The sequence below is a fragment of the bacterium (Candidatus Blackallbacteria) CG13_big_fil_rev_8_21_14_2_50_49_14 genome (genome assembly GCA_002783405.1).
In the GTDB taxonomy this organism is placed as follows: Bacteria; Cyanobacteriota; Sericytochromatia; order UBA7694; family UBA7694.
This window is the reverse complement of the sequence record PFGG01000060.1, coordinates 52,097-78,000: the sequence shown is the minus strand read 5'-3', so window position 1 is coordinate 78,000 and position 25,904 is coordinate 52,097. Positions and strand designations below refer to the sequence as shown.

The following is a 25,904-nucleotide window of genomic DNA, read 5'->3' as shown; positions in this document are numbered from 1 at the left end:
ATACGCCCTTTAGTGGTGGTGGTGGTGGTGGCGGTGGTGGTGGCGGTGGCGGTTCATCAGCTACCCCCTTGCCCATGGCAACCTCAGATATTTCTGTCATAGAAAAAACCACTTTCAATGGCAAAATTTTCGATGACAACCAATCTCCCCTCGACGGAACCACGGTAAGAGCCCGTTCACTCAACAGCTCTGTTCCTTTCGAAGCTGAAACAGTCACGGCTGGCGGCTCCTACGCCTTTAACAATGCCCCCTCAGGGGTTCAAGTTGAAATTACGGTTATCAAGCCTGGTTTTACCACCCGTCAATTGGTCACGGTGCTGAAATCCAACAAACAGGGTGACCCCAATGTCAACCGTTTTGATTTCGGCAATGATGGCAGCAACAGCACTTTTTCAGCCCCATATTATGCAATTTCTGACAAGCCTGAAGTCACTGCTGCAGCCTGGCTGCGGGAATATAGAGAAAACAGCCCTCAAGGGGTGACCTTGAACTTCAGCGAGCCCATGGACACAGCCTCGGTTGAGAAAAATATCTCGCTCAACCAATTCACAGCAGGCAGCCTGGGCAATGCCTTGGCAACCCCCGATCAACTTCAGTTTGTCTGGTCCTCAGACAATCGGGTCGTGCAGGTAAAGCTCCCCTCCAGCCTGAGCTTGAACAGCGATCTGAGCCAATACAGCTGGAGCCTGGCTGCGGGCGATGGCAAAATTCTCGATCAAGCAGGCACCTCCCGGGACAGCCATTATTTTAAACTGACAGAGGGCAATTATGAGGCCATTCTCTTGCCAAACCGTATTCAGCCCACTTCCTCGACCACCACTCCCGCGCCACTGCCCACCCCTGTTCCGGTTGCAACAATCGTTCCCACCCCCAAACCCACAGCGGTGCCCACTCCAACTCCCAAACCCACCCTCAGCCCTTTGCCTCCCCCCCCAAATGCCCGTGAGAGCTTTTATTTTTCCTACGATGATTCCGCCAGCACAGCCGGGGTAGAATTGGTCAAACAGGCACTGAGTGCCAACCAATTGCCAAAACCGGAATGGGCCCGCCCTTGGGAATTTCTGAATTATGAGAATTTCGACCATATCAACCAGGAATCCACAGGTCTGTTCAAGGTTTCAATCGGCCTGACCCGCAATTCTCACCCCAACCACCCCCTGCTCGACAGTTACGAACTGGGCGTGCATGTTACCGCCCCCTACCGCTGCAAAGAAACCCGCAAAAATCTGGTTCTGACGATTGTCGCCGATGTTTCCAATTCCATGACCCATTATGCTCCTCTGGCTGATGAAGCCGGAAAAACACCCCCCACCCGCCTTGAATTGCTCAAAGCCGGTTTGCAGCAATTGCTAACCCAACTCAAACCCGGCGATGTGATCAATCTGGTAACCTTTGCCAGCAAGTCTTTCCATGAAATTGAGGGCTATGCCTTTGGCAACGATCCCACCGCCTATCTTGAAGTGCTCAAGAAAATGGAGCCCCTGGGCAATACCAATCTTCAGGCTGCGCTTGAAGATGGCTACCGGGTTGCAGAAGCGCATTATGACGCCACAAAGTTGAACCGCGTGCTGTTTATGACCGATGCCCAACCCACCGAAGGTTCTCGGGATTTTGAACCCCTCAAAGCACTGGCTGCCCGCCGCAACCAGCAGGGCATTTACCTCTCTGCCATTGGCCTGGGCTATGAGCACAACCAGGAATTGCTCAATGCCATTACCGAAGCCGGTCGTGGGGCCTATACCAGCGTGGTCAGCAAAACAGATATGAAAGAAGTCATGGGCGATCGTTTTATCGCCATGATGGATCTGGCGGCCCGCAATGTACGCTTTAAACTGGAATATCCTGGCCAGCTCTACCACGGAGAATCTGCCGCTGAACAGGTTTCTACCGATCCCGGCAAAGTTCAGCCTACCAATTTCTCCTTCAATACCTCGCAGTATTTCTGGGAGCAGTTCAAAGCCAATAAAACAGACAATCTTCAAAATCAGAAGATCAAGCTTGAAATTCGCTATACCGACCCTGAAAGCCGCCAGGTCAAAACTGAAACCCTTGAAAAAACAGTGGTCGAACTGCTCGGCAGAGACAAGGGCAATATCCAGGCCGCCCATATGGTTTATCTCTTCAGTTCGTTGGCCAAAGGCAGTATTTCAGGCGCAGAGGTTCGGACCGAACTGGACGGCCCACTCAAAGATGTGGGGAAATAAGCAACCCCTCAAGCCCCAGTGGGGGCAGCAGAAGAGGTAACCGAGGAGCTGCCTGAACTGGGTTCAGACGGCTCCTGAGAAGCCTGTGGAGATTCCGGCACGGTAAGTGGAGCAGGTTCAGGCAAAGGGGTCAAAGCAGGAAAGGGCAGCGGTGCCAATTCATTGAAACCAGAGCTCTCTGTCGCGGCTTGGTTCTGAAGCGGCTGGAGCGGTGGCAGACTTTGATTTTCCCAAGTCTGACTGCTCTGACGGGCTGAGTTCTGCAAAATCACAGATTCAGGCACATCTTCACAACTGTTGAGCACAAAAAAACACACAACCAAAGCCCATAATTTATTCATCCGTGCGCTCCCAAAATACTGTGCCCTTATTTTCTCATATCCCCCGCTGATCTGACGAGCAAACCGATGAAAAAAGGAGCAGAAAAGCTATACTTAGAACAGATTGATTGAGGAGTGCTTCATGACTGATTCTACCCAACTCCGCTCAAGCGAAGAAAAAAAGGCCCAACGGATACGCAACCTACATGTTCTGCACCTGTCAGGCTCAGATTATGAAATGGGGTTTCAACATGGCCAAGCCCTGAAAGAAGCCATTCCAGGCGGGGCTGTTCCTTATTTTTCGGTCTATCTTGAAAAAATCCTGCGCCATGCCGGTGGCGAGCGTGTCGCCAAAACCTTGAAACAGGGGTTGGATCGTTGGATTGGCCGCCAGTTGATCAGCGCCTTTCCAGAACATGTCAAAGCCCATGTCAAAGGGTTGGCAAAGGGTTCAGGTGTTGAAGAAAGTCTGATCTGGCAGGCCTTTGTTTTGCCCGACAGTTTTCTTTGGCTTTCAGCCCAAAGCCAAAAAATGCGAAATCTTGAACTGGCACCTCAATTGGCAGTACAAACCCTGGGCTGCTCCAGCGCAGTGGCCCACAGCAGCGCCACCCGCACAGGCGAAATGCTGCACGCCCGCAACCTGGATTATATGGGCGCGCAAACCTGGGACAAAGAAGCCGCCGTGCTCTTCTGCCAACCCGAAGATGGCATGCGCTATCTTTCCATCAGCTCTGCGGGTATTCCCCTCGGTGGCGTAACCGCCATGAACGAAGCAGGATTGACCCTGGCAGTTCACCAGCATGTCGCCTGCCTGAATGTCGCACTGGGAGGGCAACCCGTCGGTGTGATCGGAGATGAAGTCATGCGCCGGGCCCATAGTTTGGACGAAGCCCGGCGTATTCTCGACAGTCACCGCCCCAATGCCTGCTGGACGTATATTATCGCCTCAGGCCCTGAAAAAGCAGTGCTCTGCTACGAAGTAACCGCCACCGACCGCCACTGGTTTATTTCAGATCAAGAAACCTTTGGCTATACCAATATGTACCTGACCAAACGTTTGGCTGACCGGGAAACCCATATGTACCCCTCCCAATGGCGTTCCAATCTGGGCCGTTACCAGCATATTCAAGACTATCTCAGCGCACGCCACGGTCAGCTTGAAGCCCAGGATATGGCGGCTCTGCTCGGCGATCGGGTCGATCCCCGTTGCCGTCTGCGCACCCCACTGGCCATGCTTCTGACTGTTTCTTCGGCTGTTTTTGCGCCCGATCAGGGCATTGCCTGGGTTGGCGCTGGCCCTGTTCCAACTTCTACCCGCCCCTATCTGGCCTTTGATCTCAAAGCGGGGCGGGTGCGCGAAGAGTGGCCGGCCTTGGTCGGTAGAACCCTTTCGGCCGAAGAAGACAGTGCTTTTGCCTGCTATACCCGAGGGTATCTTGCCTATTTTGACCGTGACGATAAAGGAGCAGCTTTGCAGGCCTTTGAAGAAGCCTGTCAGATTCAACCCCGTGAACCTGTCTACGCCTATATCACCGGCTTGGTTGCACTTTCAGCCAAGCGCCCAGAAATCGCGCTGCATCATTTGCACAAAGCCCTTGAACTGGGGCACCCCGATCCTGAACGTGTCGCCGCCTTTCAACTCTGGCGCGGACGCGCCTATGACGTGGCGGGTCTCAGAAGCGAAGCCCGTCGGGACTATGCCGCCGTTCTGGAGCAGCAGGCCGATACCCTGATTCGCAAAGCGGCTGAAAAAGGGCTCAAACGCCCCTGGAAAGCCAAATCCTTGGGCATCGAATTTAATTACGCGGATGTACTGGTGCCATGACCCACCTTCAAATCGACTTCTTGGGCGGGGCCGGAACAGTCACCGGCTCGCGTTTTCTGATCCGGGCCCTGGGCCATACCCTCTTGATCGACTGTGGTCTGTTTCAAGGTCTCAAAGCTTTGCGTTTGCAAAATTGGGAGCCCCTGCCTTTTCCTGCCGCAGAGATCGAAGCCGTCTTGCTAACCCATGGCCATATGGATCACTCGGGCTATTTGCCCTGTTTGATGCGTCAGGGCTTTAAAGGCCCTGTCTATTGTTCAGAACCCAGCCAGGAAGTGGCTGCGATCATTCTGCGCGACAGCGGCAAAATTCAGGAAGAAGAAGCCGAGAAAGCCAATCAAAAAGGTTATTCACGCCATGCGCCTGCCCGCCCACTTTATACCGCCCGCGAAGCAGAAAAAGCGCTGGGACATTTTCGCACCGTCAATCGCGGTGAATGGCTGGTTCTTTTTCCTGACGCAGGAATTCGTGCCCGCTGGCACTATAACGGGCATATTCTCGGCGCCTGTTTTATTGAATTGGAAATCGCCGGCAAAACCGTGATTGTTTCAGGGGATATTGGACGCCATGACGATTGGCTGCTTTACCCGCCCCACAAACCCCAACAGGCAGATCTGCTGCTGATGGAGTCAACCTATGGCAACCGCCTGCACCCCGATGAAGACGTGCTGGCTCGCCTGGAAAAACTGGCCCATGAAACCCTGAGTCAGGGCGGCAGCCTGCTGATTCCCGGTTTTGCGGTCGAGCGCACCCAAACGCTGCTTTGGCTGCTCCTGCAACTACAGAGCCAAAACCGCTTGCCCAAAGTACCCATCTTGCTCGACAGCCCCATGGGCAGCGCAGTACTGGCGATCTTTGAACGTTTTAACGAATGGCATAAGCTCAGCAAAAGTGAATGCCAGGAACTGACCCAACATGTACACGTGGTGGAGCATGCCCGTGAAACACAAAAATGGGCAAGTCGCAAGCAACCCAAGCTTGTCTTGGCCGGTAGCGGAATGCTGACCGGGGGGCGAATCCTCAGTTACCTGCTCTATGAATTGGCCAACCCCCTGTCCACAGTGCTGCTCACCGGTTATCAGGCCGAAGGAACGCGAGGCAGGGACTTACTGGAAGGAATTCCCAGTCTCAAGATTCAGGGCAACCATTATCCGGTCAAAGCCCGGATTGAACAATTGGAAAGCCTCTCGGCCCATGCCGACCAAAACGGCCTGATCGACTGGCTCTCAGACTTAAAAAAAGTCCCCCAAGAACTCTTTATTGTGCATGGCGAGCCCGAAGCCGCCGCAGGCCTGCAAGCCCGCTTACTCACAGACAAGCGTTGGCCATCGCGGGTCGCCCAAGCCGGAGAGTCTTTTGAACTTGAGCTTTAGGTGCCAGCCCCCCAGCAAAAGGCTATAATAGCAGCATGCATTCCCCCAAACAAATGACAGACACCCAAAATATACATACCCAACCCCAGGCCCAACACCCGGTTTTCAATAATTGGCAGGTGGTCAGCGAGGGCTGGTATATTCTCTGTTCTTCAGAGGAACTCCAGCACAATCAGCTACTCACCCGCGATCTGGCAGGTCAGAAACTCTGTGTTTTTCGTGATTCGCGCGGGCAGGTGCATGCCATGGATGGGTTTTGCCCCCACATGGGTGTGGATTTGGGGATTGGCAAGGTCGTAAATGATCGGGTGCGCTGCTTTTTTCATCACTGGGAATACGATGCCAATGGCCAATGTCAGCATATTCCGATTCAAAAAGAAATCCCGCGCAAGGCCTGTTTAAAGACTTATGCCTGCAAGGAAAAATACGGGTTTATTTGGGTTCACCCAGATAAAAACACAAACAGCAGCGTGCTCGAAGTGCCTTCCCTGGCCGGTCAGGAAGTCACCTGGCGACACGGCAAGCCCTATACCCGTGGCTGTCATTTTCACATCACCATGATCAATGGCATTGACCCCCAGCATTTGCGCACAGTGCACAATATTCACATGGATATGGAGATCGCGATTGAAGAAACAGGCCAAGTGATCACGATTGATCTCAGTGGCGAAACCCCCTCCACCCGCCTTGTGGAAAAATGGGTAAGAAAATTCTTGGGGCCACGCTATGGTTATTCCATGACCTATGCAGACGGTTGTCTGGCGGCCCTGACTCTGATGAAAGATGTCAGTTTTTTCGGCAGCAAAAGTAAGCGCTGGCCTGAACTTACCATGTTTTTCGCCTACCAGATGATCACTCCAGGCAAAACCCTGGTTCAGCCCATTTATGTGACGAAAAAACGGCAGGGCCTCACAGGTTGGCTGGTCTCTGAACTCTGTCTGTTTTTCACCAAACGGGCCTTCTTTGCCTTGCAGGGTGAAGACGGACAGGTCTATGAAAATATCCGCTTCAATACCCGCAATCTCTTGGCGGTAGATGCCCCCGTGGCCAAGTATATCCGCTATATCAACAAACTCAAGCCCAGCCCCTGGGGCAAACTCTGGAGCCCTCCTGAATCAGAAACCGCAGAGTCTGAGGATTGAATTTTCAGCTCTGATTTTTCAAGCGTTCAATGACCTTGAGGCCTCAAAACAGCGGTTCAAAGCCCTGTTTTGCTTCCAGCGCTGCCAAGACCCGATGGGCATCGGCCTTTTGCAGCAATCCGCGCAATAAATTGAGTTTGCGCTGGGTATCTGCCCGCGCTCCCATTTCAAGCAAAACCGTTTCGCGTTGGGCGGCGGTCAAGCCTTCGAGCGAGGTTTCAAACTGCTGCATCAAACTGACCGGGCCAATCCGCACCATATCCAGAAAAACGCCCATCATTTCAAGGGTATAGGCCCATTCTGACGGGGTCAGATCGGCCTCTTCAAAAAGCGCAAGGCCACTGCCATGATGCCCGGCTTCATCCATCAAAATCCGCTGCAAGGGGGCTTTCAAACGCTCCACACGGCAAGTTTTCATCATCTGCGCATAGTGATCCAGGCCCCAGCCTTCCAGCACGACCTGAATGATCAGCAACAGGGGGCGGCGTTCTGCCGAACGGATCAACTCACGCAAAAATTGAATAAAGGGATCCTGAGGTGGGGCAGGCAAGGGTCCCAAAACCGCTTGAATAAAGTCAAAATGAATCGCCTCTTCAGAGGCAAAAAGCGAATAGAGCTTTTGTTCTTCAAGGCTTTCAGCCAAGAGGCTCATTTTCGCAGCAAAGCTCATGCCTGCGTTTTCAATGCCATAGGCTTCCAGGAAGCGCCCACGGGCCAAGGCCTGCAAAAGCCCCTGCTGTTGAGCCTCAGAGGCCGCCTGCAACTGGCGTACCGGGGCCAAACCATAGGCCTGAAAATCCCAAACCTGGGCAAAATCCACAAGAGGTTCAAAGTTTTCGAGTTTGCGGCCCAGAATCTGCCCTACTTCACGGCAGGAAGTAAACTGTTCTTTGTTCAAAGCCTGCTGCAAGATCTCTGAAAACAAAGCACTTTCAGTTTTCAGATCCGCCTGTGCGGGAGCCAAATTCATTGCGCTACTCCTTCAGGGGTACGCTCCAATGAGCCGGTAACCACACGTTCAGGCCGCGGCTTGGAACGGCTGAAACGTTTTTTAAGCAATTTATATTGGTAATAAAAAGGCATGCTAAAGGTCATCAGGGCCACACAGGCCAGTTCATCACCGGCAAGCCAGCCCGGGTTCTTGGACTGAAAAAAGGCCACGCGCGGGTTTTGCAGTAATTCTTCGGTAATCGGGGTAATATCCTGCTTCAGCGCATCTTTGAGATGAGACTGATGCCCGGCAAAGCTGATCACGCCCTGTTCCTGCAGATAATGCTCGCCGTACAGAGTATGGCTGAAGGTATCTATCAAGCTCTGAATTTCAGGGGGGGTTGATTTTTCAAAGCGGGGATAATGGGTCTGAAAATTATTCGCCATCAGCAAATAGGTTTTATAACCCTTTGAGATCAAAAACCAGTAGAGGGGCTGAAAAGGTTTGCGCAGCTTATGTAAAAATAAAAATTTGAGAAAAGCCACCCCCAAGGTGCCCTGCCCCCAATACTCTCGATCAACCACGGTATCGCCGCTGAAAAAACCGCGCACAGGTTTGCCTTGAACTTCTGAATGCAGGGCCACAATGGTTGAAAAGCCTTTGATTTCAAGGCTTTGCTGATCTTTCAAGACAAAAACATGATCCTTTTTGAGCAAATCCTTGCGGAACTGTTCAAAGGAGACATTGGCATAGTACTCAGAAAAAAGCTGAAACATGGTTTGAATCTGGGCAGGTTTGAGATCGGCCACGCGGTAGCCAAATGCTTTGAGTTTTTTCATAAGTTCAGGCCTTCTGGGCCATTTTAGAGCCGCGCGGATCCGTATTTTCGCGCTGATTCAGGGCAATGATATTGTTGTGCTCCTGAGCCATGGGCAAGGTTTTCTCAGCTCCAGAGGCCCCAAACCCCCATACCGCTGTTTTTTGTTTCTCAAGGTGCTGAATAAAACGAATAATCGAATCATCTTCTTTGATCGGGCGTTGAAAATTGAATTTGATCGTTTTAAAAACTTCAGTATCCCCTGCGGCAAAATAATTGCCCACCAATTTGGTTGCAAAAAGCAGAAGGGGGTTAAAAATATTCAGCCAGTTCAATTTGTTCTTGACGGGAGAAGTCGGGGTAAGCAGAATCGTCAAGCCCTCGGTCTTGCCTTCAGCGGTAGGGCGCAGCGCAAAAATAATATGACAGTGCAAAAAGTCGGGGCCCACCGTGACAGAACCCGTTGAGCCTGCGGTATAGCACATCGAATAGGTAAGATGATTGGCGTAAAACTTGCTGAAAAAGCGCAGATACCAACGGGTTTTGGGGATATAGGTATTGTTATTGAATTGAATACTGTGTTCATTTAAAGCACGGGTATCAAAGGCCACATTGACGGGAAGATTGTGTACCGAAGTAAAATGATGGGCATCAATCGCATTGATCATCACCACATTGGGATGACAGTCCTTGGTAAAATTGTTGCCAAAGGATACAGCCACTTCTGCACCTTCAAGCTCCGGCACAAAATGCACGGGATGGCTTGGGGTTTCACCGGTATAAATCCAGATCACGCCATAGGTTTCAGAAACAGGCCAAGTCTTGATCCGCTCTTGAATACCAGGGGATTTGCGGCAGGGAATATCGACCAACTCTCCGTGTTCGTCAAATTTCCAGGCATGAAAAAAACAACGCACGCCCTTGCCATCGACTTTGCCCTCGGCCAGATGCGCGCCCATATGCGGGCAATAGGCTGATACCGCTCGCACCACCCCATCTTCTCCGCGATAAACCGCCAGTTCTTCGCCCAAAAAATTGAGGTGACGGATTTGTCCTTTTTTCAGATCGCTGGACTTGAAAGCCCAATACCATGACTCCACCACAACATCATTCTGGTTAAATACTTTGGTTTGCGTAACTGAAGACATGGACACACCCCTTCACAAGGTATTCGGTTTTGGGCACTCAGCTTTTATTATAGCCGATCTGCGAATATTTCCTGCTTCTTGACCGCATCAGCCTGATCATCAAGCGATTCTGAATTGATTATCCCAGCCTCTTCACTTCAGAGCGGACACTCCGAAAATTCAGACTGGCTGGTTTTTTCCCTGAATCTTGATTAAAATAGGGAGAGACTGGGTCAAAAGAGATGGCAAAACAAAGATATGAGCCCCAACACACTCCTCAATACATTTGATAAACCGGTTTCGCTTTTAGAAGATCAAAAGACCTATAAAAAGGTCGCTCTGAATCTGAAGCGCAACCAAAAACAAGACAATACCGATGCGCTCGACGCGCTGGCAGAAAATTTTAACTACGCAGCCTGCGCCCATGAATACTGGAACCCCGAAGAGTTTTCTCTGCTCTATGGCACCCCTCTTTGGGATCAGGCCAGTCAGGCCCAGCGGGTTCTGCTCAATCAGCTTTACTGGATTGGCTATTATTCTCAGATTATCTCTGCTGAGATTGCCACCATCTTTCTCAACCAGACCGCTGCCGCAGGAATGTATGGCATGGAAGATTTTCGCATTGTCTGCGATGCCCTCGATTTTGAGTCTCACCAGGAGCGCGCACATATCAATGCCTTCAAAACCGTTTCAGAAGCCGTTGAAAAAGAAGTTTTCGGCGAGCGGATCTTCAGCTACCCCATGAAAAACTTCGCCAGCGAAACCATGATTTTTCAAAATACCAACCCCCTGCGCGAACGCTGGAAAAAATTCCAATTGCATTTCTTCTCCTATCTCTCCTCTGAAAACGCCTTTATAGCCAGTCAATACCTAACCGTACGGGGCATGCGCACTTTAAATGGCAAAATTGTGCAGCACCAGCTCAGCCAATACTATATGAAGCACCCCGATCAAGAAAATGCACCGATCCCCGCCAAAATCAGCTACCACCATTTTCTCGACGAATCCTATCATTTCAACAGCTCGACCCTGATTGGCCATGAGGTCGTCAAAACCCTCAAGCCCCCCACAGCCTTCGAAAGAAAGATTGTCAATCTGGCGATCAAGGGCTGTCAAAAAGATCATTTCAATTTCAACTGTTCGGTCAATGGCATTTTCTGGTATGAACCCGCCCTGTTTGATACCATCTACCGCATTCTGCGCAGCAAGGTCTTTGGTTTTGAGCACGCCCAGGCGCTTGAGATGCTGTATCAATGCTTCTGCGAAGAAAACCAGGGTGTACATCTGGCCTACCACACCCACAAAGTGGCGCGCGACTCCTATGAACAATACCTGAGTGATCTGGATTTTCTCAGCCCTGAAAACAAAAGCGTTGCCCTGATGAAACAATCCAGTATTGAAAACTATCTGCAGACCAATCGCAAAGCCTTTCAGCGCTTTCGGCCCGCAGTCGCCTGATGATCCGGCACCGTATTTCTTTCTCTGGTGGAGAAAGCATTGAGGTCAATGAGGGAGAATTTCTCTCGGAATCCTTAGATGTTACCAATTCTCCGATCCTGTTTGGCTGCCGCACAGGCATTTGTGCCACCTGTTTGGTGGAGGTGCTCGAAGGCACGGAAAACCTTCCCCCCCTGGGAGAGGAAGAAGCCGAAGTACTTGAAATCTACGCTGAACGGGAGCACTGCCGGCTCTCCTGCCAACTCAAACTGAGCGGCCCCGTCAAATTGAACTATCTGGGCAAATAAATGCAAACCGAAACCAAAATGCAGGTCTCTTATAAAAATTATTGGTATATTGCCTGCCAATCCCATGAACTCAAGGCCAACCAAGCTCTGCAACGCATTGTGCTGGATGAATGGATCGCCCTCTTCCGAGATGAAGAAGGCAAACCCGTTGCCTTTCAAGACCGCTGCCCACACCGCAATTTCAAGCTCTCACAGGGCCATGTCAAGGATGGTTTACTGCAATGCCCTTACCATGGCTGGGTTTTTGACAAAAATGCCCAGGTCGTCGCGATTCCCTCTGAAAGTAAAAATTTCAAACCGCTTAAATCACGCTGTGCCAAACGTTTTGACGTGCTTGAACAGGATGATTTTATTTATGTACGCTTGGAAAGCCATCCCGACATTCAATCCGGCCCCTTTCGCATGCCCCATTACCGTGAACCCGGTTACCGCACCCAACGGCTTTTCAATGTCTTTAAAAACAATGTCACCAATTGTGCCGAAAACTATGTCGATGTCCCCCATACCGTCTTTGTGCACGATAAAATTTTCAGGGTCAGCCGCGATGAAAAGGTCGATGCCACCGTCACCCGCAAAAATGGCACGGTGAAAGTGGATTACCGCAATGAAACCGACAATATGGGCTGGTTTTCATTTTTTCTCAACCCCAAAAAAGAAAAAATCATTCACATCGATTATTTTCATGTGCCCAATATTACCAGCGTGGAGTATATTTTCTCACCGGGCAAAGAGTTCTATATCACCTCGCACAGCACACCCGTCAACGACCAGTTAACCCATGTCTATACCGATTTAACTTACCGTTTCGGCATTTTCACCCCCTTTGCCGGCCCGATCGTACGCTACCAAGGCCAGAGCGTCATTGATCAAGACATTGAAGTGCTCGATACCCAAATGGAAGTGATCCACAAATACGGCGAACGCTTTTCAAACTCCACGGCAGACATCGTCCATGTTTTGATTGAATCGCTGCGCAACGCGATCGCCAAGGGGCAAAACCCCGCTGAACTGGGCGAACAGCAACATGATTTTGAGTTCTGGATCTGATGCTGGAACTGGCCGTATTCTGGTTGCTTTTTGCCTGCTTGCTGCTCAACCCCAAAAGCCGTGCCCAATTGCGTCAGAAAAGCCCCTTTGAATGGGGGCTGGATACCAGCAATCTGCTGATTCAAGGGTTTCTGATTCCCTTTCTGCGCATGGCCGGGGTCTTTGCCCTGCTCAAATACTTCTGGCCCCAAGCTCAGGGGCTTTGGCAACTCTCAAACTGGGCGGGATTTCTGCTTTGTTTTATAGGGGTTGATTATCTCTATTACTGGAATCACCGCCTTTTTCACCACAAAAAAATTTTTCCGGTACATGTGGTGCACCATACTGTCACCCAAATGGATGTCATGGCCACCTCGCGCAATACCCTCTGGACCAGCTTTTTAATTCTCTATCTCTGGGTCAATGGTCTGCTGCTCTATCTGACCAATCTCAACAGCGGTTTTATAAGCGCCATGGCCCTGACCGCCTGCCTGGACATGTGGAAACACTCCAACCTGCTGCAAAACCAAACCGGCTTACAAAACTGGCTTTCCCGCTGGCTTTTGCTCATGACGCCCCTCAACCACGCCTGGCACCATTCCGCCAGGCTCAATTATAATTTTGGCGCCAATCTCAATCTCTTTGATCGCCTGCACGGCACCTACAGCGCAGAAACCGATTACCCCGAACGCTTGGGGGTACAATCCCATCTGCGTCCCTGGCAAACCTTGCTCTTTCCCTTTCAGCCATGACCTTGCTCTCAACCCTGCTTTCCTTTTTTCCGCTTTCGGTGCTGGTTTTATGGGGCAGCACGTTCTTTTTTCTGCTGCAGGCCCCCAATTTGCCTCGTTTTTTGCTGTTTCTGCTTTTTCCCTATCTCTATCCTTTGCTTTGCTTTCGCCTGCTCAATCTCTTTCACCCCTTGAAAGAAGGGCGCTATAACCTGAGTGAGCGGCAATACAATCCCTGGTGGGGCAGCCATCAGATTCAGCTGATTTACTTCGCCTGCCCCTGGCTGGAAGCCTTTTTACGACTGATTCCAGGGCTTTACAGCGCCTGGTTAAGGCTCTGGGGCGCAAAAATTGGCAAAGCCATTTACTGGACTCCCAATATAAAAATCGACGACCGCCCCCTGGTTGAGATTGGCGATCAGGTATTGTTTGGCCACCAGGTGCATCTGATCGGGCATGTCATTCTGCCCCACAAAGGCCAGATGCGGCTTTTCGTTAAAAAAACCAAGATTGGTAAGGCCTGTTTTTTAGGCGCGGGCTCACGCCTGGGCCCCGGTGTGGTGGTAGAAGACGGGGTTTTTCTGCCCATGCAGACCGATGCCCAGATCAGCCAGGTCTTCAGTGCTCCAGCGACAGGGCAAACCGAATGAGCCGGGCAGGACTGCTCACGCTCTTCCGCTGGGCCACAGACTGGAGCTGGAAACGATTTGAACGTGCCCTGCAAACGCCCTCTCAAGCTCAAAATCAAACCCTGCAAGCCATTCTGAAGGCCAGCAGCCTGAAAGGCATTCATGATTACGCGAGGTTTCGCCAATTGCCCCTGCGCTCCTATGAGGATCTTGCCCCCCGGATTTTAGCCGCCAAAACCAGCGAAAGAGGCTTTCTCAGCCGCCAAAGGCCACGGGCCTATGAGCCGACCAGTGGCTCCAGTGGCGCACAAAAGCTCATTCCCTATACCCCCGCACTGATCGCCAGTTTTACCCAACTCTTTGTTTTATGGGCCCATGATTTTCTCACGCATGGCCCCGCTCTGAAAGGAGGCCGACTTTATTTCAGCATTTCGCCCCAGTTTCATGAAACGAACGAAGGTCTGAGCGACGACAGCGATTATTTGAGCGGCCCCACAGCCTGGCTCTTTCGTCAGTTTGCCCTGGTCTCTCCGCACATCAAAAAGCTCAAAAACCCCGATGATTTTTTTAAAGTTTTGGCGCTTTCCCTGCTGGCAGCAGAAGATCTTGAAATCATCTCGATCTGGTCTCCCAGCTTTTTGCTCTCCTTGCTGAACTTTATTCAAAACCACCGCGAAATGCTGCTTGAAGCAGGGCAAAAAACAGAACACAAAATCGCGGGTCTGCACTTTCAAACCGGTGCCTTGCCCGCTGATAAACAGACTGAACTGCGCAAAACTGAACCCAATTGGCAAATCCTTTTTCCCACCCTAAAACTGATCTCCTGCTGGGGGGCTCAAAATGCCCGCACCGGCTTTGAAGAACTGAAACGTCTTTTCCCCCACTGCCATGTGCAGGAAAAAGGCCTCTTGGCAACCGAAGCCCCGATCAGTTTTCCTTCCGAAAAATACCATTTGTTTTTGCCCTTGCTCACCCAGGTTTTTTTTGAGTTTTTAGATCATACTGGGCAGATTCTTCTCTTGGATCAAATTCAGATCGGCCAGAGCTATGAGCTGATTATCAGCCAAAAATCAGGGCTTTTGCGCTACCGCTTAGGGGACAGGGTACGCGTGGTGGGCAAAGCCCTGAATACACCCTGTTTTGAATTTTTGGGGCGTGATCAGGCTATTTCAGACTTGGTAGGTGAAAAACTGAACGAAGACTATCTGGCCCAGATCGCGCAAAGTCTTTGGCCCGCGCTCTATCTCTGTCTGGTTCCCGACAGCGCGCTTCCGGGCTATACCCTCTTCAGCAATGCCCCCCTGAATATCCAGGCTTTTGAAGCCGAACTGATGCGCTCCCCCCATTATTGCAATGCCCGCCAATTGCAGCAGTTAAAACCTCTTCAGGCGGTGGTCGTGCCTGATTTAAGTGAAAAGCTGAAACGCTTTTTCAGCCAGGAACGCGGCCTGAAATGGGGCGATGTGAAAGACCGGTATTTGTACAGCCAGGAAAAAGATGGGAACTTGAGTGGCTTTTTAAAGAATTGAAAACCGCATCTGAAACCTGAATTTTCTGAGCTTTCAAACCTGATCAAAATTGAAAAAACGGGGTGGAGGCATATCCGAAGCGCAGACAGGTTTCACGCCTGAGTGACTTGAAACCTTGAAAATCTGCTGACTCCGCGCTGTATTTAGTGCATCATGCCAAGCTGCTGCATCATCATGCCCGAGTCCATAAAACCCCAATGCTCGATGAATTTGCCGTTGGCCATGCGAAAGATATCGACAGCCATCATATCGATCGGCTTATTGGTCGCATTCATGCCCATGAACATTCCTTTGTGGGTGCCTGTCAGGCGAAAACGGACCACGACCTTGTCTCCTTCAGAAATCACGTCCTCGACCTTGATCTTCATATCTGGAAAGCCGGTATGCATCATCGTCATAAACATCTTGAAATTCTCAAGTGTTGATTTTTGGGGATCCATCTGGGCATCATGGTCGATGGCGTCCATCGCAATGTATTTATCAGCCACATCGAGCTTAAATTGATTCATGACCTCGTCGTAAAACTTCATCACCAGGCTGCGTTGCCCCTCCCCCTGGGCAGGCATATGATGGTCAGCAAAAGCCGAAGGAGACAGCATTGTAACAAAACCAGTGGAAAGAACGAGGGCCAGTAGTATTTTTTTCATAAAGCAAGACTTCCTTGTTTTTTTAGACTTAATACTTACTATAGCCCAGATCGACGAGACATCAAAGCAGGGAACTTGACATTTTTTAAGAAGAAGGGGGAGCACCGCAAGGGACTCCCCCTCAAGCAGTTTAAATCTTCCAGCGCAGGCCAAAAATATCCCCCTGGCCGTTATAACCCAAGGTGCCTTCAAGATTGGGATTGAATTTATAACCCAATTCAAACCCACCGGAGGGCGGATAATAATCATTAAAACTACCGCCCCGGCCAAAGAAATTATAACCGCCAGCCAGGTTCAAGCGTCCCGTCAATTGAGGCGTAAATTTATAGGCCAGACCCAAGCCCAACTCCAAACCTGCCCAGCGCGAAAGCGTGGTATTGCTGAAATTGGCATTGCCCCAAACCCCAAAAATACCGCTCAATGAAAAACCACCCTGTTGCAGAAAGCGATACATGACGCGCACGTCATAGCGGCTGTTAATGCCATTGTTAAAGCCTTCTACCAGAAAAGGCAAGCCCAGTGATCCGCCCAGAGAAACCTGGGGCGCGAGTTTAAAGTCAAAAGCAATACTGGGACCCAGCGCAAAGACAAAAGAGGATTGATCCACCTCAGCTTTGGGCATGGTCGATGCCTGGGCAGCACCAGCACAGAGGCAGGAAGCAGCCAGAACCAGGGATGCAAAAGTATATTTCAGAGTTTTCATTGTTTATATTCCTTTACCAATAGTAATGATAATTTTTTCGATAGAATTCAAGTGTATCCTGAAGCCCTTCTTCAAGACTCCGTCGGGGTTGCCAATCGAGATCATTCTGAATTTTGCCAATTTCCATCACAAAATCACCCACGTCATAATTGCGACTGCCCGCAGGCCATTCAACCTGTTCAATCCGACCAGAACCCGCCAGGCGAATAATCGTACGGGCAAGCTCAATAAAGGCCGAGCCAAAACCCGCCCCAATATTAAAGATCTGCCCCACGGCTGCAGGGTGTAATCCGGCAAGTAGCATCGCCTCACAGGCATCCTGCACATGCAGATAATCACGGATTTGCATACCATCGCCATAGATTTTGATCGACTGGTCTTCAAGTGCGAGCCTGACGAAAAAGTTCAAAACATTGTACTTGGGATGCTGCATCTGGGCCCGAGGCCCATAAATATTGCCAATCCGCAGTGATGTTACCGGCAAACCATAATGCAGATGATAAATAAAATGGTATTGCTCAGCTGCGAAACGGTTGATCGAGTAAATATCCCGTGGCAAAACCGGAGAAGCTTCATTCACGGGCAAAGTGGGGGGTGCCCCATAAAACGCTCGCGTACCCGCAAAAACAATCCGGGCCTCAGGGTTTACCGCACGGCAGGCCTCCAGCAAAGTGAGATTGCCCTTGGCGTTGATATCCAAATCCAGAAAGGGATCCCGCATACTGTCAGAATGGCTGGTTTGGGCTGCAATATTGAAAATGACCGCCTGATCGCGGATCAATTCACGCAGCGCCTCTGCCTGGCGCAAATCAGAAAGATGTACTTGAACCTGCTCACGGATGCCATCCAGATTAAACCAATTGGCGCCATGATCGGGCAAGAAATTATCGACAAGTGTCACCTTGGCTCCAACAGCCACCAAGCGCTGAGCCAGGTTGCTGCCAATAAATCCCAGGCCGCCCAGGATCAAAACTTTTTGCTGCTGATATTGCGAAAACACGTTTGGCTATCCTTCATGATTCAGGTCAGAGAGCGGTTTCTTGAGCCGCTCTCCCAGTATACCTGATCAGAAGTTATATCCTGTACCAAAGGTCACGCCATGGTAGATCTGGCTGGCGTCTGAACCCAAATCAAAGAGCAGAAGCCCCTGATAGCCCAGATTAAGCGAAACCTTACTCTGGCCCATACTGAACATATCCCAATTGATCATGAAATTGATCAGGGTATCCCAGCGGCTGAGCGGCAAGCCTGCCAATTGAATATTGCTCAGGTCCTGCATAACATAGTGCGGCGCAACGCTAAACTCAAGTGAAAGCGGTTCAAAGATTTGATAAGCCGCCTGGAGACGCAGACCCGCGCCGATATACGAACGGGCAGCCAGAAAATAATGATTACGTGGGTCATTGCTGCTACCGGTCATGCGGTAATAGCCATCCAAACCAGCTGCCAGGTCAAAACTTGAGCTGCTGACCAGTTTATACAAAACGGCCAAGTCAGCATTGACCAATTCGGTAAGGGTGCCATTCTGGTTGCCGACATTGCTGGTATAGTCAAATCCGCTGAGAGAGCTGATATCCAGTGCAAGCCCCAAATTACCCAAGGTTGTTTGCGGAGCACCGAACCAAATCAGGGTATTGAGATTTCCAGCCATTCCCGCACTGCCACTGACTGTCTGCTCTGCATCGTTCATTTTTAAGCCCTCTTTGATCGAGGCGGGAACCCGCTCTTCATAGAGCAGTTTATACGTGCCGGTCAAGAGAATACGGTTATGCAGCGGAGCCAAAGCACTTGAAACGGGAGAAGCACTGCCTGCGGGTTTGGGAGTAGGGCTGGCCATCACCGTTTGCACAGGCGTGCTGCTGGCCGTGGGCAGAGGAATATTCACCAAACTGTCAGGGTCAGCAGGCTTCAGGGTAGGCGCAGCACTGGGAGCAGCCTTACTGGCCATCGGCGCAGGGCTGGCACTGAGATTCTTAAGCTGGTTTTCAAGATCCTCCAGAGAAAGATCGCCAGGTGATTTACTGGGTTTAGGTACAGGAGTGGCCTTGGGGCTGGGGGATACCACACTGGGTTTGGCACTGGGCTGAACCGTGGGTTTGGCACTCAACTTGGGCGAAGGCTGAACCGTGGGTTTGGCGCTCAACTTGGGCGAGGGTTGAACTGTGGGTTTGGCACTTAACTTGGGCGAGGGCTGAACTGTGGGTTTGGCACTCAGCTTGGGCGAGGGCTGAACCGTGGGTTTGGCACTCAGCTTGGGCGAAGGCTGAACCGTGGGTTTGGCACTTAACTTGGGTGAAGGCAAAACACTGGGAGGAGCAGAAGAAGCCGCTGGATTGAAAAGATTTTCAAGCGCTTGAAGATCTGCGCTGGTCGCAGGCTTGGGAGTGGCTGGAGCGGTACTGGGTTTGGCAGTCGGTTTTGCCGTGGGCTTGGCGCTGGGTTTAGAGCTTCCGTTCAAGAGGTTTTCAAGCTCATCCAAGGTCGAGCCCCCTGTACTGACAGGCTTGGGGGTTCCAGCCGGAGTACTGGGTTTGGCACTTGCCGGTTTTGCGGTGGGTACGGGTGTCGGTTTGGGTGTAGGCAAAGGTTTTGGCGTCGGTGTCGGCACCGGTCTTTGGGTTGGCACAGGCGTGGGCAAGGGTTTCGTGCTTGCAGGAGGAGAAGTCGGCGCAGAGCTCGAGGGAGGATTGCCAGAGGCATTTAAAAGCTGCTCTATGGCCGTCAGATTATCAACAGGTTGCCCGGTGGCGGGTGGTGCCCCTGTCACCGGTGGCTTGCCAGTAGAAGGCGCTGAAGTTTCAATCAACTGCTCCAGCGGAGGCGAGGGACGGGGCTGCGCCAAAGCCTGCTTCACATCTTCATAGAGTAAGCCCGCGGCCTTGGCAACCATGATCAGGGCTTCATAGCGGGTAATTTTACTCGTACCCCGAAATTTTCCATCGGCATAGCCATTGGTTAATTGCCAGGTATTGGTCAGCTTTTGCACCATTTCTTCATGTTCGCGATCGACATCTTTGAATTCGATCTTTTTTTCACGGGGCATGGGGGGAGAGGCCGTTAAATACGTCAAAAGGCGATCCATACTCTGGGCAAACTCATAGCGGTTCACTGGGCGCAAGCCTTCAAACAGGCCACTTTCCATCGTCATCAAATCCGCTTGAACCACTCGGTTGATAAATTTATATTCACGGCTATCGGGCAAGACATCCGAAATAATCAGCACAGTCGTATTGGGAATCACTTTCGAACCCAGCATGCGGTCGAGCACTTCAGCAAATTGAAAACGGGTTAAGGGCAGATCTCCGCCAAAACGGTCGTAGGTCACGCCGCGCATAATGCTCTTGTCATACATGACTTTGGCTTCCAAAGCCGCCCAATGCTTATAATCGATATCGTTATAAGGCAGGCCTTCAGCAATGGCACCTAAACTGATGCTCAAGACCAGGAAAAGAGCCAGATACACCCGAAGAATAGACTGTCTGAAAATAGTGCTCACCTTTTCTGAGTTATAGTATTAATTAAATTATAGCCTTAAATAAGTGCCAACTGACTTCTGATCAGGCAGCAAACCAAGGAGCCCGCATGCATATCCACCTCCACACCGATCCCTTGCCCTATTATGGCCCAGAATTGACCTCTCATTTCATTTACAACCACTTTGGCCTGCGTGGCGACGCCATGGTCGCCTTTGCTGGCCCCTGCCGTGTACAACTTAATGACATGGTAGACCTCGAAGATGTTCACGCCGATGCCCCTATTTTCAGTGAACTGATGTTACATTTTCTGATTGAACATTTCCAAACACCCCTCGAAACCATGGTCTTGCGCCAACGTCTGCTTACTGCTCAGATTCAAAATTTACTTCACGCCCACGGTCAAAACCAGATTCGGCGTTCAGGGGATGATCTCTATGACGCCAAAAACAAACTTTCGGTTTCAATTGCCACCGTTAGCCCTGTTTCTGGCTTGATTCACTTTGGCATCAATATTTCAAGTGCCAATACCCCCGTCTCAACCCGCGGCTTAGCCGATTATGAAATTGACTGGCAAACCTTTGCCCAGGAAACCCTCAATGCCTATGCCAAAGAAGATGCTTCTATCCGCTTGGCCTTGACCAAGGTACGCTGGGTTCACTGAGATTGGGGTCTATACCAACGCCTGAATTCGGCTGGACTGCCGGCAAAAACATTTTGATCGACAAACCCCTGAATACCGGCTACGCGTCCCCGATTGCTGAACTGCCAAAAAAGCCAAACCCGCTGATTGAATAGAACAGGTTCGCGCAGAATATCTCGCACCCAGAGGGAATAATCAGAAAAAGCGTTTTGTTTCAGATAGGTTTTGGCAAAGGTATCCGTGACATAGAGAAGTGGTTTTTGATGGGTATGTTTTTCAACTTGGTCTAAAAAGATCTGCACTTCCTTCACCAAGGCTTGTTGGCTGGGACGTTTTTTGCAATTGCCCCCAAATTCCAGATCAACGACGGGCGGAAGTAAATCGGGTTCAGAAGGCAAAAGTGAAATAAAATTTTGCGCTTGTTCTGACCCACTGCGGCAAAAAGTAAAAAAATGATAAGCTCCGCGCAAAAGCCCCACCTCACGACTCCCCTGCCAATTCAGAGCAAAACGCGGGTCACGAAAATCGCCTCCCTCGCTGGCCTTGATATAGACGAAACTCCAAGGTCCTTTTGCAACTTGAGGCCAGTCAATTTCTCCCTGATGCGCAGAAACATCAAGCCCTTGAATCGGATAGCGTCTCAAAGAGGGCCTATTCAACCAGAGATCTCCTTTTAAGATCAAAGCCACGCCGCCTAAAGCGATGAAAAATAAAAAAATCATCAGGATACCGATTCCTTTCAAGAAGGGACGGAATCTTATATGGCGAGAGGAGATCGTCGGATCTAAAAGTGGCAAGGGAAGCCCTCAAAATAATAAATTAGATCTTTTCTTAACAAAAACTTAGGCAAAAATTAGAAAGAAATCTGGATCAGTTGCCTATAGTATAATGGAGATTAGCTATAGCGCAAGGAAGGTTATCATGTTCAACGGCAATGTGAACTACAACAACCCGCAAATACCGATGGCAACAACGGTACCGGTTCAAGGCAGTCCGCCGCCGGTCTACCCGCAACAATATGTTCAGCCGCAGGCTCCCTATCCCCAGCCTGCCTATGGGGCTGATCAGGCCCGCTTCTCACCTCAGATGCCCATGCCCTCACCCGCTCCTGCCGTTGAAGTGGGTCTGTTTGATAAGATGAAATCCTATTTCAACGATGTTTACCGTTCCGATGACAATCTGCGCGCCTATAAAGTCTTTCAAAATGATGTAGACAATAACCCCGCCACTCTCAAACCCGGAAGTGGCGATAAAACCCGTGTCAGCGACCTGCAGCAGAAACTGAATATTGCCGGTATCAAAGCCAATGTCAATGGCATTTATGGTTATGCCACCGGTGAAGCTGTCAAAGAATTCAAGGTTCAAATGGGCCTAAATGACGGCTATCTTGATGCCAATGGCAAACCTGCAGTCTCTGATATTGCCACGCCCCAAATGCAGTCTGTACTGCAGTCCGTGGTCAGTCGCAAACTCTCAGGTCAGCCCGGCCCCACCAATCCCCTGCCTGTTTCTCAGGAAGACTTGCTCTGGGCTCAGAATCTGATGACCCGCGTGCAAAATTTTGGCTATAAACCCAGCCAGCAGGAATATGACCGTTACCAGGATATTCAGGCCCGCCAGCAAATGAATGGGGCTCCGCAAATGCCGGTTCCTCAACAGCCGGTCGCACCGCCCGTCATGGTACAGCCCCCCCAACAACCTGTTTATGCTCCCAGCCCCACAGCTCCGGTTCAGGGTGCAGTTACGCAACAGGAACTGGACTGGGCCACCCAAATGCAGGATCGGATTGTTCAAGGCTATCGCCCCAGCCCTCAAGAGGCTGCAGCCTACGACAATATTCAGAAACGCTATGCAGCGCAACAACCTGCTCCCAGCCCCAGCATGCCTCAACCCTCTGGGCAATTGCGTCCTGTCACCCAGGAAGAACTGGACTGGGCTTCGCAAATGCAGGATCGGATTGTTCAAGGCTATCGCCCCAGCCAGGCCGAAGCCGATCGCTACAATGACATCTACACCCGTTATCAGAGCCAACCGGCCAATCCTGGAACAGCACCTTCGCAACCAGCCAAACCAGAAAAACCGGCCTATGATCCCGGTGTCAGCGCACCCGTGGTAGAAGACAAAACCGTCAGTCAGGAAGAACTGCAATGGGCCATGGATCTGCAAAAGCGGATCGATACCCAGGGCTATCGCCCCACCCAGCATGAAATTGCCCGTTACACGGATATCTATACCCGTTATCAGGCCCAGCAGCAACAGCCTGCGGCGCCCGCCCAGCCCACACAACCGCAACCGCCTGTGCAGACAATTCCGGGTCAACCTCAGCAACCCCAACAGCCTGTGGCTCCCCAGCGAGGTGCCACCATGGATGAAATCCATTGGGCCAATCAACTTGAGGACAAAATGGCCAAAGGCATTCGTGCCACAGCTCAGGAACTGCAACAATACAATGAAATTCAAATGAAGCTCGCCAATTTTGGGGTCGCCTCAACAATACCGGCTGCCCCCACGGCCCCCGTCAGCGCACCGTCTGGCGATATCACCCAGTCTGAAATTGACTGGGCCTTGCAACTGCAACACAAGGTTCAGTTTGAAGGCTATCAGCCCACCCAACAGGAAGTGGATGCCTATACCCAAATTTATGCGCGTTATCAACAGTTGCTGGCGCAACAACAGGCTCAAGCCCAGCAGCCTGCTGTTCAGCCCCAACAGCCCGTAGGGCCTGCCGCCCCCACTGCTCCTGCCGCTCCCGCGGGCGTACAAGCCCCCAGCCAACAGGAAATTCAGTGGGCCATGCAGCTGCAGCAGATGGTACAACAGGGGTATCAGGCCAACGAACAGGAAATCGCAGCTTATACCGATATCTATAACCGCATGCAGCAAAGTGGAGCCACGGCTCCAGCAGCCCCGACAGCACCTACAGCTCCTGCACAGCCCCAGGTGGGTCAGCCCGCCCCTGTGACCCCAGGCAGCGTCATGGTCAATATCGGAGCCGCCGATCCTGAACTGCAATGGGCACTTGAATTGCTCAACCGTTTCCGCCAAGGCTATCAGCCCACAGCACCGGAAATGACCATGTATGAGCAAATCATCAGTCGCAAGGCCGTGCCTGGCGCCACCCCTTAAGAAAGTAGCGAACCAAAGACCGGGGCATCCCGGTCTTTGGTCTTGAAAAGAACATGAATTTTCGCATTTCAGCTCTTCTTCCCCCGCTTCTGACGGGCGTTCGAGGCCTGCAAAGCCCCCAGTCAAAACCCACCCTTTCAGGCATTCCAGCAACCCTGGCCCCGCAAGACCGTCTCCAGATTGACACAAGCGCCCTTCAAGGGCCAGGCGCAGATCTCTTCGCCAGCCACGAAGCCTGGCTTCAGGAAATGCAAAAGATTAACCATGTTTCTCCGACAATGGAAAGCCTGCCTGATTTTTCAGTCACCCCTTTGCGGATTGGCGTCTCCCTGGCCCAAAAACAAGCAAGTTTTTCAGTTGAAAAAGGCAATTTATGCGTGGATACTCCCCAAGGCACGGTCCGCTTGGGATATTTCGAAAATACACGCTTTCAAATTCAGGCCCAAGCCGGCGGTTTTCAGATTAAAACTGCTGAAGGTCAGGATTTGGGAAGTTTTGAAGGGGTTTTACGTTTCGAAAATGAATCAGATCGGGTCTCCATCAATGGCAGTCGCTACCGGGGCAGTTTAGAAATTCGCCCCCACCCTGAAAACCCAGCAAGTTTCAATCTGATCAATACCGTGATGCTTGAAGACTATCTGCTCAGCGTCGTGCCCTCTGAAAGCCCTGCTTCCTGGCCCTTGGAAAGCCTCAAAGCCCAAGCCATGGCCGCTCGCACCTATGCGGTTTCAAACTGGCGCAAACGTGAAGCCCTGGGCTTTGATATGAATGCCGATACTTCAGACCAAATGTATACCGGCATTCAAGGCGAGCAACCCAGTTCCAGTCAGGCCGTCAAAGCCACCCAGAACCAAATCATTACCTATCAGGGCAAACCCATTACCGCCTTGTTTTTTTCATGTTCTGGGGGCATGACCGACTCCGCACAGGAAGTTTGGGGCACAGACCTGCCCTATATCCAACCCGTCAAAGATTTTGATCAGGAAGCTCCCCGCTATCGCTGGAGCAAGACCATGAACCAGGCTCAACTGCAGGGAGCCCTCAAAAAATTGGGCCTCAACGTAGGCCGTCTGCGTGAAATTGAAATTCTTGAAAAAACACCCCAAGGCCGGGCCAAACGTATTCTGTTTAAAGGCAGCCAAGGACAGGCCGAAGCAGATGCAAATAAATTCCGTTTTGCTGCAGGTCTTTCCAGTACACTCTGGACCCCGCAAAGCAATGGAACCCCCCCTCAGGAATTTGTTTTTTCAGGGGGCGGTTGGGGGCATGGCCTGGGCATGTCTCAATGGGGTGCCCGGCAAATGGCTGCTGATGGAAAAAGCGCAACTGAGATTATTCAACATTATTATCAGAATATTGAAGTTTCAGCCCTTCAGCCAGAAACATAGTGCAAGGCCAAACAGCAAGCCCTGGGGCGGGCCTGAGTTTGCGAAAGATTTAATTTTATGCTAAGATTTTATTAAATTATGATCATATTTCAGGAGAAATGACCATGTTGAAAAAAGCTTCTGGTTTTCTTATTCTCGGCATGAGTCTGGTGGCCTGTAATAATAATGTACAAGCACTTCGCACCCCAAACACTCCCCAACTGCTCAATGCAGCATCAGCCCCCAGCACACGTGCGATTACAGACGCACGTTACAGCTATTCTGCCGATCGTACAGAGTTGCTGATTACCCTGACCCACGACAATGGTGAAACGGCTGAGCATTCCCTCGTGCGTCGTCCGCTTGATGGGTTTGCTGTCGTTGCCCAAACCACGATTAAACGCAATGGCAGTGTGGTCAGCAGCGCCCGAACCACCCCTTCAGAAGCACAACTCGTGATCAAAACCGCAGCCAATAATGGCTGGCAGGATATTTACCGGGATCTGAAAGACCGTTACCGTCTGGCGGGCTTGGTAAACTAAA

21 protein-coding genes and 1 pseudogene (1 of these 22 cut by a window edge) are annotated in these 25,904 nt (G+C 51.0%); 15 read left to right on the top strand and 7 right to left on the bottom strand.

The window, feature by feature from the left end; genetic code table 11:
- Positions 1 to 2,204 carry the 3' portion of a hypothetical protein gene (locus COW20_14605; protein PIW46845.1) on the top strand. The gene continues 367 nt to the left of window position 1, outside the view, so only the last 2,204 of its 2,571 coding nucleotides appear in the window; its start codon lies beyond the left edge, outside the window; the stop codon is at positions 2,202 to 2,204.
- Positions 2,205 to 2,212: 8 nt separating this feature from the next.
- Here COW20_14605 and COW20_14600 read toward each other — a convergent pair whose 3' ends face one another.
- Positions 2,213 to 2,545: a hypothetical protein gene (locus tag COW20_14600; GenBank protein ID PIW46844.1), complete on the bottom strand. Its 333-nt coding sequence runs from the start codon at positions 2,543 to 2,545 to the stop codon at positions 2,213 to 2,215.
- A 121-nt stretch (positions 2,546 to 2,666) separates the two neighbouring features.
- On the opposite strand from COW20_14600, the gene COW20_14595 reads away from it, so the two are divergent.
- Genes COW20_14595 through COW20_14585 form a run of 3 tightly spaced genes read left to right on the top strand, consistent with a single transcriptional unit; the run spans position 2,667 to position 6,867 of the window.
- Entirely contained in the window at positions 2,667 to 4,352 is a 1,686-nt protein-coding gene (locus tag COW20_14595; protein ID PIW46843.1) for a hypothetical protein, read from the top strand.
- Entirely contained in the window at positions 4,349 to 5,725 is a 1,377-nt protein-coding gene (locus COW20_14590; protein ID PIW46842.1) for an MBL fold metallo-hydrolase, read from the top strand. The genes COW20_14595 and COW20_14590 overlap by 4 nt, the downstream gene beginning before the upstream one ends.
- 35 nt (positions 5,726 to 5,760) lie before the next feature.
- Positions 5,761 to 6,867, top strand: a complete 1,107-nt coding sequence (locus COW20_14585) for an aromatic ring-hydroxylating dioxygenase subunit alpha (protein ID PIW46841.1) — start codon at positions 5,761 to 5,763, stop codon at positions 6,865 to 6,867.
- A 43-nt stretch (positions 6,868 to 6,910) separates the two neighbouring features.
- Here the strand turns inward: COW20_14585 and COW20_14580 are convergent, their stop codons facing one another.
- The 3 genes from COW20_14580 to COW20_14570 are packed head-to-tail and all read right to left on the bottom strand — an operon-like array spanning position 6,911 to position 9,763.
- Positions 6,911 to 7,837: a hypothetical protein gene (locus COW20_14580; GenBank protein ID PIW46840.1), complete on the bottom strand. Its 927-nt coding sequence runs from the start codon at positions 7,835 to 7,837 to the stop codon at positions 6,911 to 6,913.
- Complete coding sequence (locus tag COW20_14575; GenBank protein ID PIW46839.1) at positions 7,834 to 8,637, bottom strand: hypothetical protein; 804 nt, start codon at positions 8,635 to 8,637, stop codon at positions 7,834 to 7,836. Before COW20_14575 ends, COW20_14580 begins: the two co-directional genes overlap by 4 nt.
- 4 nt (positions 8,638 to 8,641) lie before the next feature.
- Complete coding sequence (locus tag COW20_14570) at positions 8,642 to 9,763, bottom strand: aromatic ring-hydroxylating dioxygenase subunit alpha (protein ID PIW46838.1); 1,122 nt, start codon at positions 9,761 to 9,763, stop codon at positions 8,642 to 8,644.
- Between the two features lie 237 nt (positions 9,764 to 10,000).
- On the opposite strand from COW20_14570, the gene COW20_14565 reads away from it, so the two are divergent.
- From COW20_14565 to COW20_14540, 6 genes are read left to right on the top strand one after another with little or no spacing between them, the layout of a single operon-like run.
- Positions 10,001 to 11,200, top strand: a complete 1,200-nt coding sequence (locus COW20_14565) for a P-aminobenzoate N-oxygenase AurF (GenBank protein ID PIW46837.1) — start codon at positions 10,001 to 10,003, stop codon at positions 11,198 to 11,200.
- Positions 11,200 to 11,487: a ferredoxin gene (locus tag COW20_14560; GenBank protein ID PIW46836.1), complete on the top strand. Its 288-nt coding sequence runs from the start codon at positions 11,200 to 11,202 to the stop codon at positions 11,485 to 11,487. Before COW20_14565 ends, COW20_14560 begins: the two co-directional genes overlap by 1 nt.
- On the top strand, positions 11,488 to 12,534 hold the full coding sequence (locus COW20_14555) for an aromatic ring-hydroxylating dioxygenase subunit alpha (GenBank protein PIW46835.1): 1,047 nt from the start codon (positions 11,488 to 11,490) through the stop codon (positions 12,532 to 12,534). It abuts the gene before it with no gap.
- Positions 12,534 to 13,265, top strand: a complete 732-nt coding sequence (locus COW20_14550) for a sterol desaturase family protein (protein ID PIW46834.1) — start codon at positions 12,534 to 12,536, stop codon at positions 13,263 to 13,265. Before COW20_14555 ends, COW20_14550 begins: the two co-directional genes overlap by 1 nt.
- Positions 13,262 to 13,894: an acyl transferase gene (locus COW20_14545; protein ID PIW46833.1), complete on the top strand. Its 633-nt coding sequence runs from the start codon at positions 13,262 to 13,264 to the stop codon at positions 13,892 to 13,894. Before COW20_14550 ends, COW20_14545 begins: the two co-directional genes overlap by 4 nt.
- On the top strand, positions 13,891 to 15,402 hold the full coding sequence (locus COW20_14540) for a GH3 auxin-responsive promoter (GenBank protein PIW46832.1): 1,512 nt from the start codon (positions 13,891 to 13,893) through the stop codon (positions 15,400 to 15,402). The genes COW20_14545 and COW20_14540 overlap by 4 nt, the downstream gene beginning before the upstream one ends.
- Positions 15,403 to 15,545: 143 nt before the next feature.
- Here the strand turns inward: COW20_14540 and COW20_14535 are convergent, their stop codons facing one another.
- Together COW20_14535 and COW20_14530 are read right to left on the bottom strand one after the other, a co-directional pair.
- The gene (locus COW20_14535) at positions 15,546 to 16,298 is read right to left on the bottom strand and encodes a hypothetical protein (GenBank protein ID PIW46831.1); all 753 of its coding nucleotides are present in this window, start codon (positions 16,296 to 16,298) and stop codon (positions 15,546 to 15,548) included.
- A gap of 467 nt (positions 16,299 to 16,765) precedes the next feature.
- A complete protein-coding gene (locus COW20_14530; protein PIW46830.1) occupies positions 16,766 to 17,752 on the bottom strand; it encodes an NAD-dependent epimerase in 987 nt (328 codons plus the stop codon).
- A gap of 1,083 nt (positions 17,753 to 18,835) precedes the next feature.
- Between COW20_14530 and COW20_14525 the strand changes: the two are divergent.
- Both COW20_14525 and COW20_14520 read left to right on the top strand, forming a co-directional pair.
- Positions 18,836 to 19,039: pseudogene (locus COW20_14525) on the top strand (hypothetical protein).
- A gap of 1,295 nt (positions 19,040 to 20,334) precedes the next feature.
- The gene (locus tag COW20_14520) at positions 20,335 to 20,889 is read left to right on the top strand and encodes a DUF366 domain-containing protein (protein PIW46829.1); all 555 of its coding nucleotides are present in this window, start codon (positions 20,335 to 20,337) and stop codon (positions 20,887 to 20,889) included.
- Here the strand turns inward: COW20_14520 and COW20_14515 are convergent.
- Entirely contained in the window at positions 20,883 to 21,590 is a 708-nt protein-coding gene (locus COW20_14515) for a lysozyme (GenBank protein ID PIW46828.1), read from the bottom strand. The two genes, COW20_14520 and COW20_14515, sit on opposite strands and share 7 nt — an antisense overlap.
- 199 nt (positions 21,591 to 21,789) lie before the next feature.
- Here COW20_14515 and COW20_14510 point away from each other — a divergent pair, with 199 nt between their 5' ends.
- The 3 genes from COW20_14510 (at position 21,790) to COW20_14500 (ending at position 25,903) form a co-directional block, all read left to right on the top strand.
- Entirely contained in the window at positions 21,790 to 23,994 is a 2,205-nt protein-coding gene (locus COW20_14510) for a hypothetical protein (protein PIW46827.1), read from the top strand.
- A gap of 53 nt (positions 23,995 to 24,047) precedes the next feature.
- On the top strand, positions 24,048 to 25,382 hold the full coding sequence (locus COW20_14505) for a hypothetical protein (GenBank protein PIW46826.1): 1,335 nt from the start codon (positions 24,048 to 24,050) through the stop codon (positions 25,380 to 25,382).
- A 104-nt stretch (positions 25,383 to 25,486) separates the two neighbouring features.
- The gene (locus tag COW20_14500) at positions 25,487 to 25,903 is read left to right on the top strand and encodes a hypothetical protein (GenBank protein ID PIW46825.1); all 417 of its coding nucleotides are present in this window, start codon (positions 25,487 to 25,489) and stop codon (positions 25,901 to 25,903) included.
- Position 25,904 lies beyond the last annotated feature (1 nt).

Bases quoted from the DNA above. Each gene is read 5' to 3' on its own strand.
- COW20_14600 (PIW46844.1), bottom strand. From the start codon at position 2,545: ATGAATAAATTATGGGCTTTGGTTGTGTGTTTTTTTGTGCTCAACAGT.
- COW20_14595 (PIW46843.1), top strand. From the start codon at position 2,667: ATGACTGATTCTACCCAACTCCGCTCAAGCGAAGAAAAAAAGGCCCAA.
- COW20_14590 (PIW46842.1), top strand. From the start codon at position 4,349: ATGACCCACCTTCAAATCGACTTCTTGGGCGGGGCCGGAACAGTCACC.
- COW20_14585 (PIW46841.1), top strand. From the start codon at position 5,761: ATGCATTCCCCCAAACAAATGACAGACACCCAAAATATACATACCCAA.
- COW20_14580 (PIW46840.1), bottom strand. From the start codon at position 7,837: ATGAATTTGGCTCCCGCACAGGCGGATCTGAAAACTGAAAGTGCTTTG.
- COW20_14575 (PIW46839.1), bottom strand. From the start codon at position 8,637: ATGAAAAAACTCAAAGCATTTGGCTACCGCGTGGCCGATCTCAAACCT.
- COW20_14570 (PIW46838.1), bottom strand. From the start codon at position 9,763: ATGTCTTCAGTTACGCAAACCAAAGTATTTAACCAGAATGATGTTGTG.
- COW20_14565 (PIW46837.1), top strand. From the start codon at position 10,001: ATGAGCCCCAACACACTCCTCAATACATTTGATAAACCGGTTTCGCTT.
- COW20_14560 (PIW46836.1), top strand. From the start codon at position 11,200: ATGATCCGGCACCGTATTTCTTTCTCTGGTGGAGAAAGCATTGAGGTC.
- COW20_14555 (PIW46835.1), top strand. From the start codon at position 11,488: ATGCAAACCGAAACCAAAATGCAGGTCTCTTATAAAAATTATTGGTAT.
- COW20_14550 (PIW46834.1), top strand. From the start codon at position 12,534: ATGCTGGAACTGGCCGTATTCTGGTTGCTTTTTGCCTGCTTGCTGCTC.
- COW20_14545 (PIW46833.1), top strand. From the start codon at position 13,262: ATGACCTTGCTCTCAACCCTGCTTTCCTTTTTTCCGCTTTCGGTGCTG.
- COW20_14540 (PIW46832.1), top strand. From the start codon at position 13,891: ATGAGCCGGGCAGGACTGCTCACGCTCTTCCGCTGGGCCACAGACTGG.
- COW20_14535 (PIW46831.1), bottom strand. From the start codon at position 16,298: ATGATTATTATCCGCCCTCCGGTGGGTTTGAATTGGGTTATAAATTCA.
- COW20_14520 (PIW46829.1), top strand. From the start codon at position 20,335: ATGCATATCCACCTCCACACCGATCCCTTGCCCTATTATGGCCCAGAA.
- COW20_14515 (PIW46828.1), bottom strand. From the start codon at position 21,590: ATGATTTTTTTATTTTTCATCGCTTTAGGCGGCGTGGCTTTGATCTTA.
- COW20_14510 (PIW46827.1), top strand. From the start codon at position 21,790: ATGTTCAACGGCAATGTGAACTACAACAACCCGCAAATACCGATGGCA.
- COW20_14505 (PIW46826.1), top strand. From the start codon at position 24,048: ATGAATTTTCGCATTTCAGCTCTTCTTCCCCCGCTTCTGACGGGCGTT.
- COW20_14500 (PIW46825.1), top strand. From the start codon at position 25,487: ATGTTGAAAAAAGCTTCTGGTTTTCTTATTCTCGGCATGAGTCTGGTG.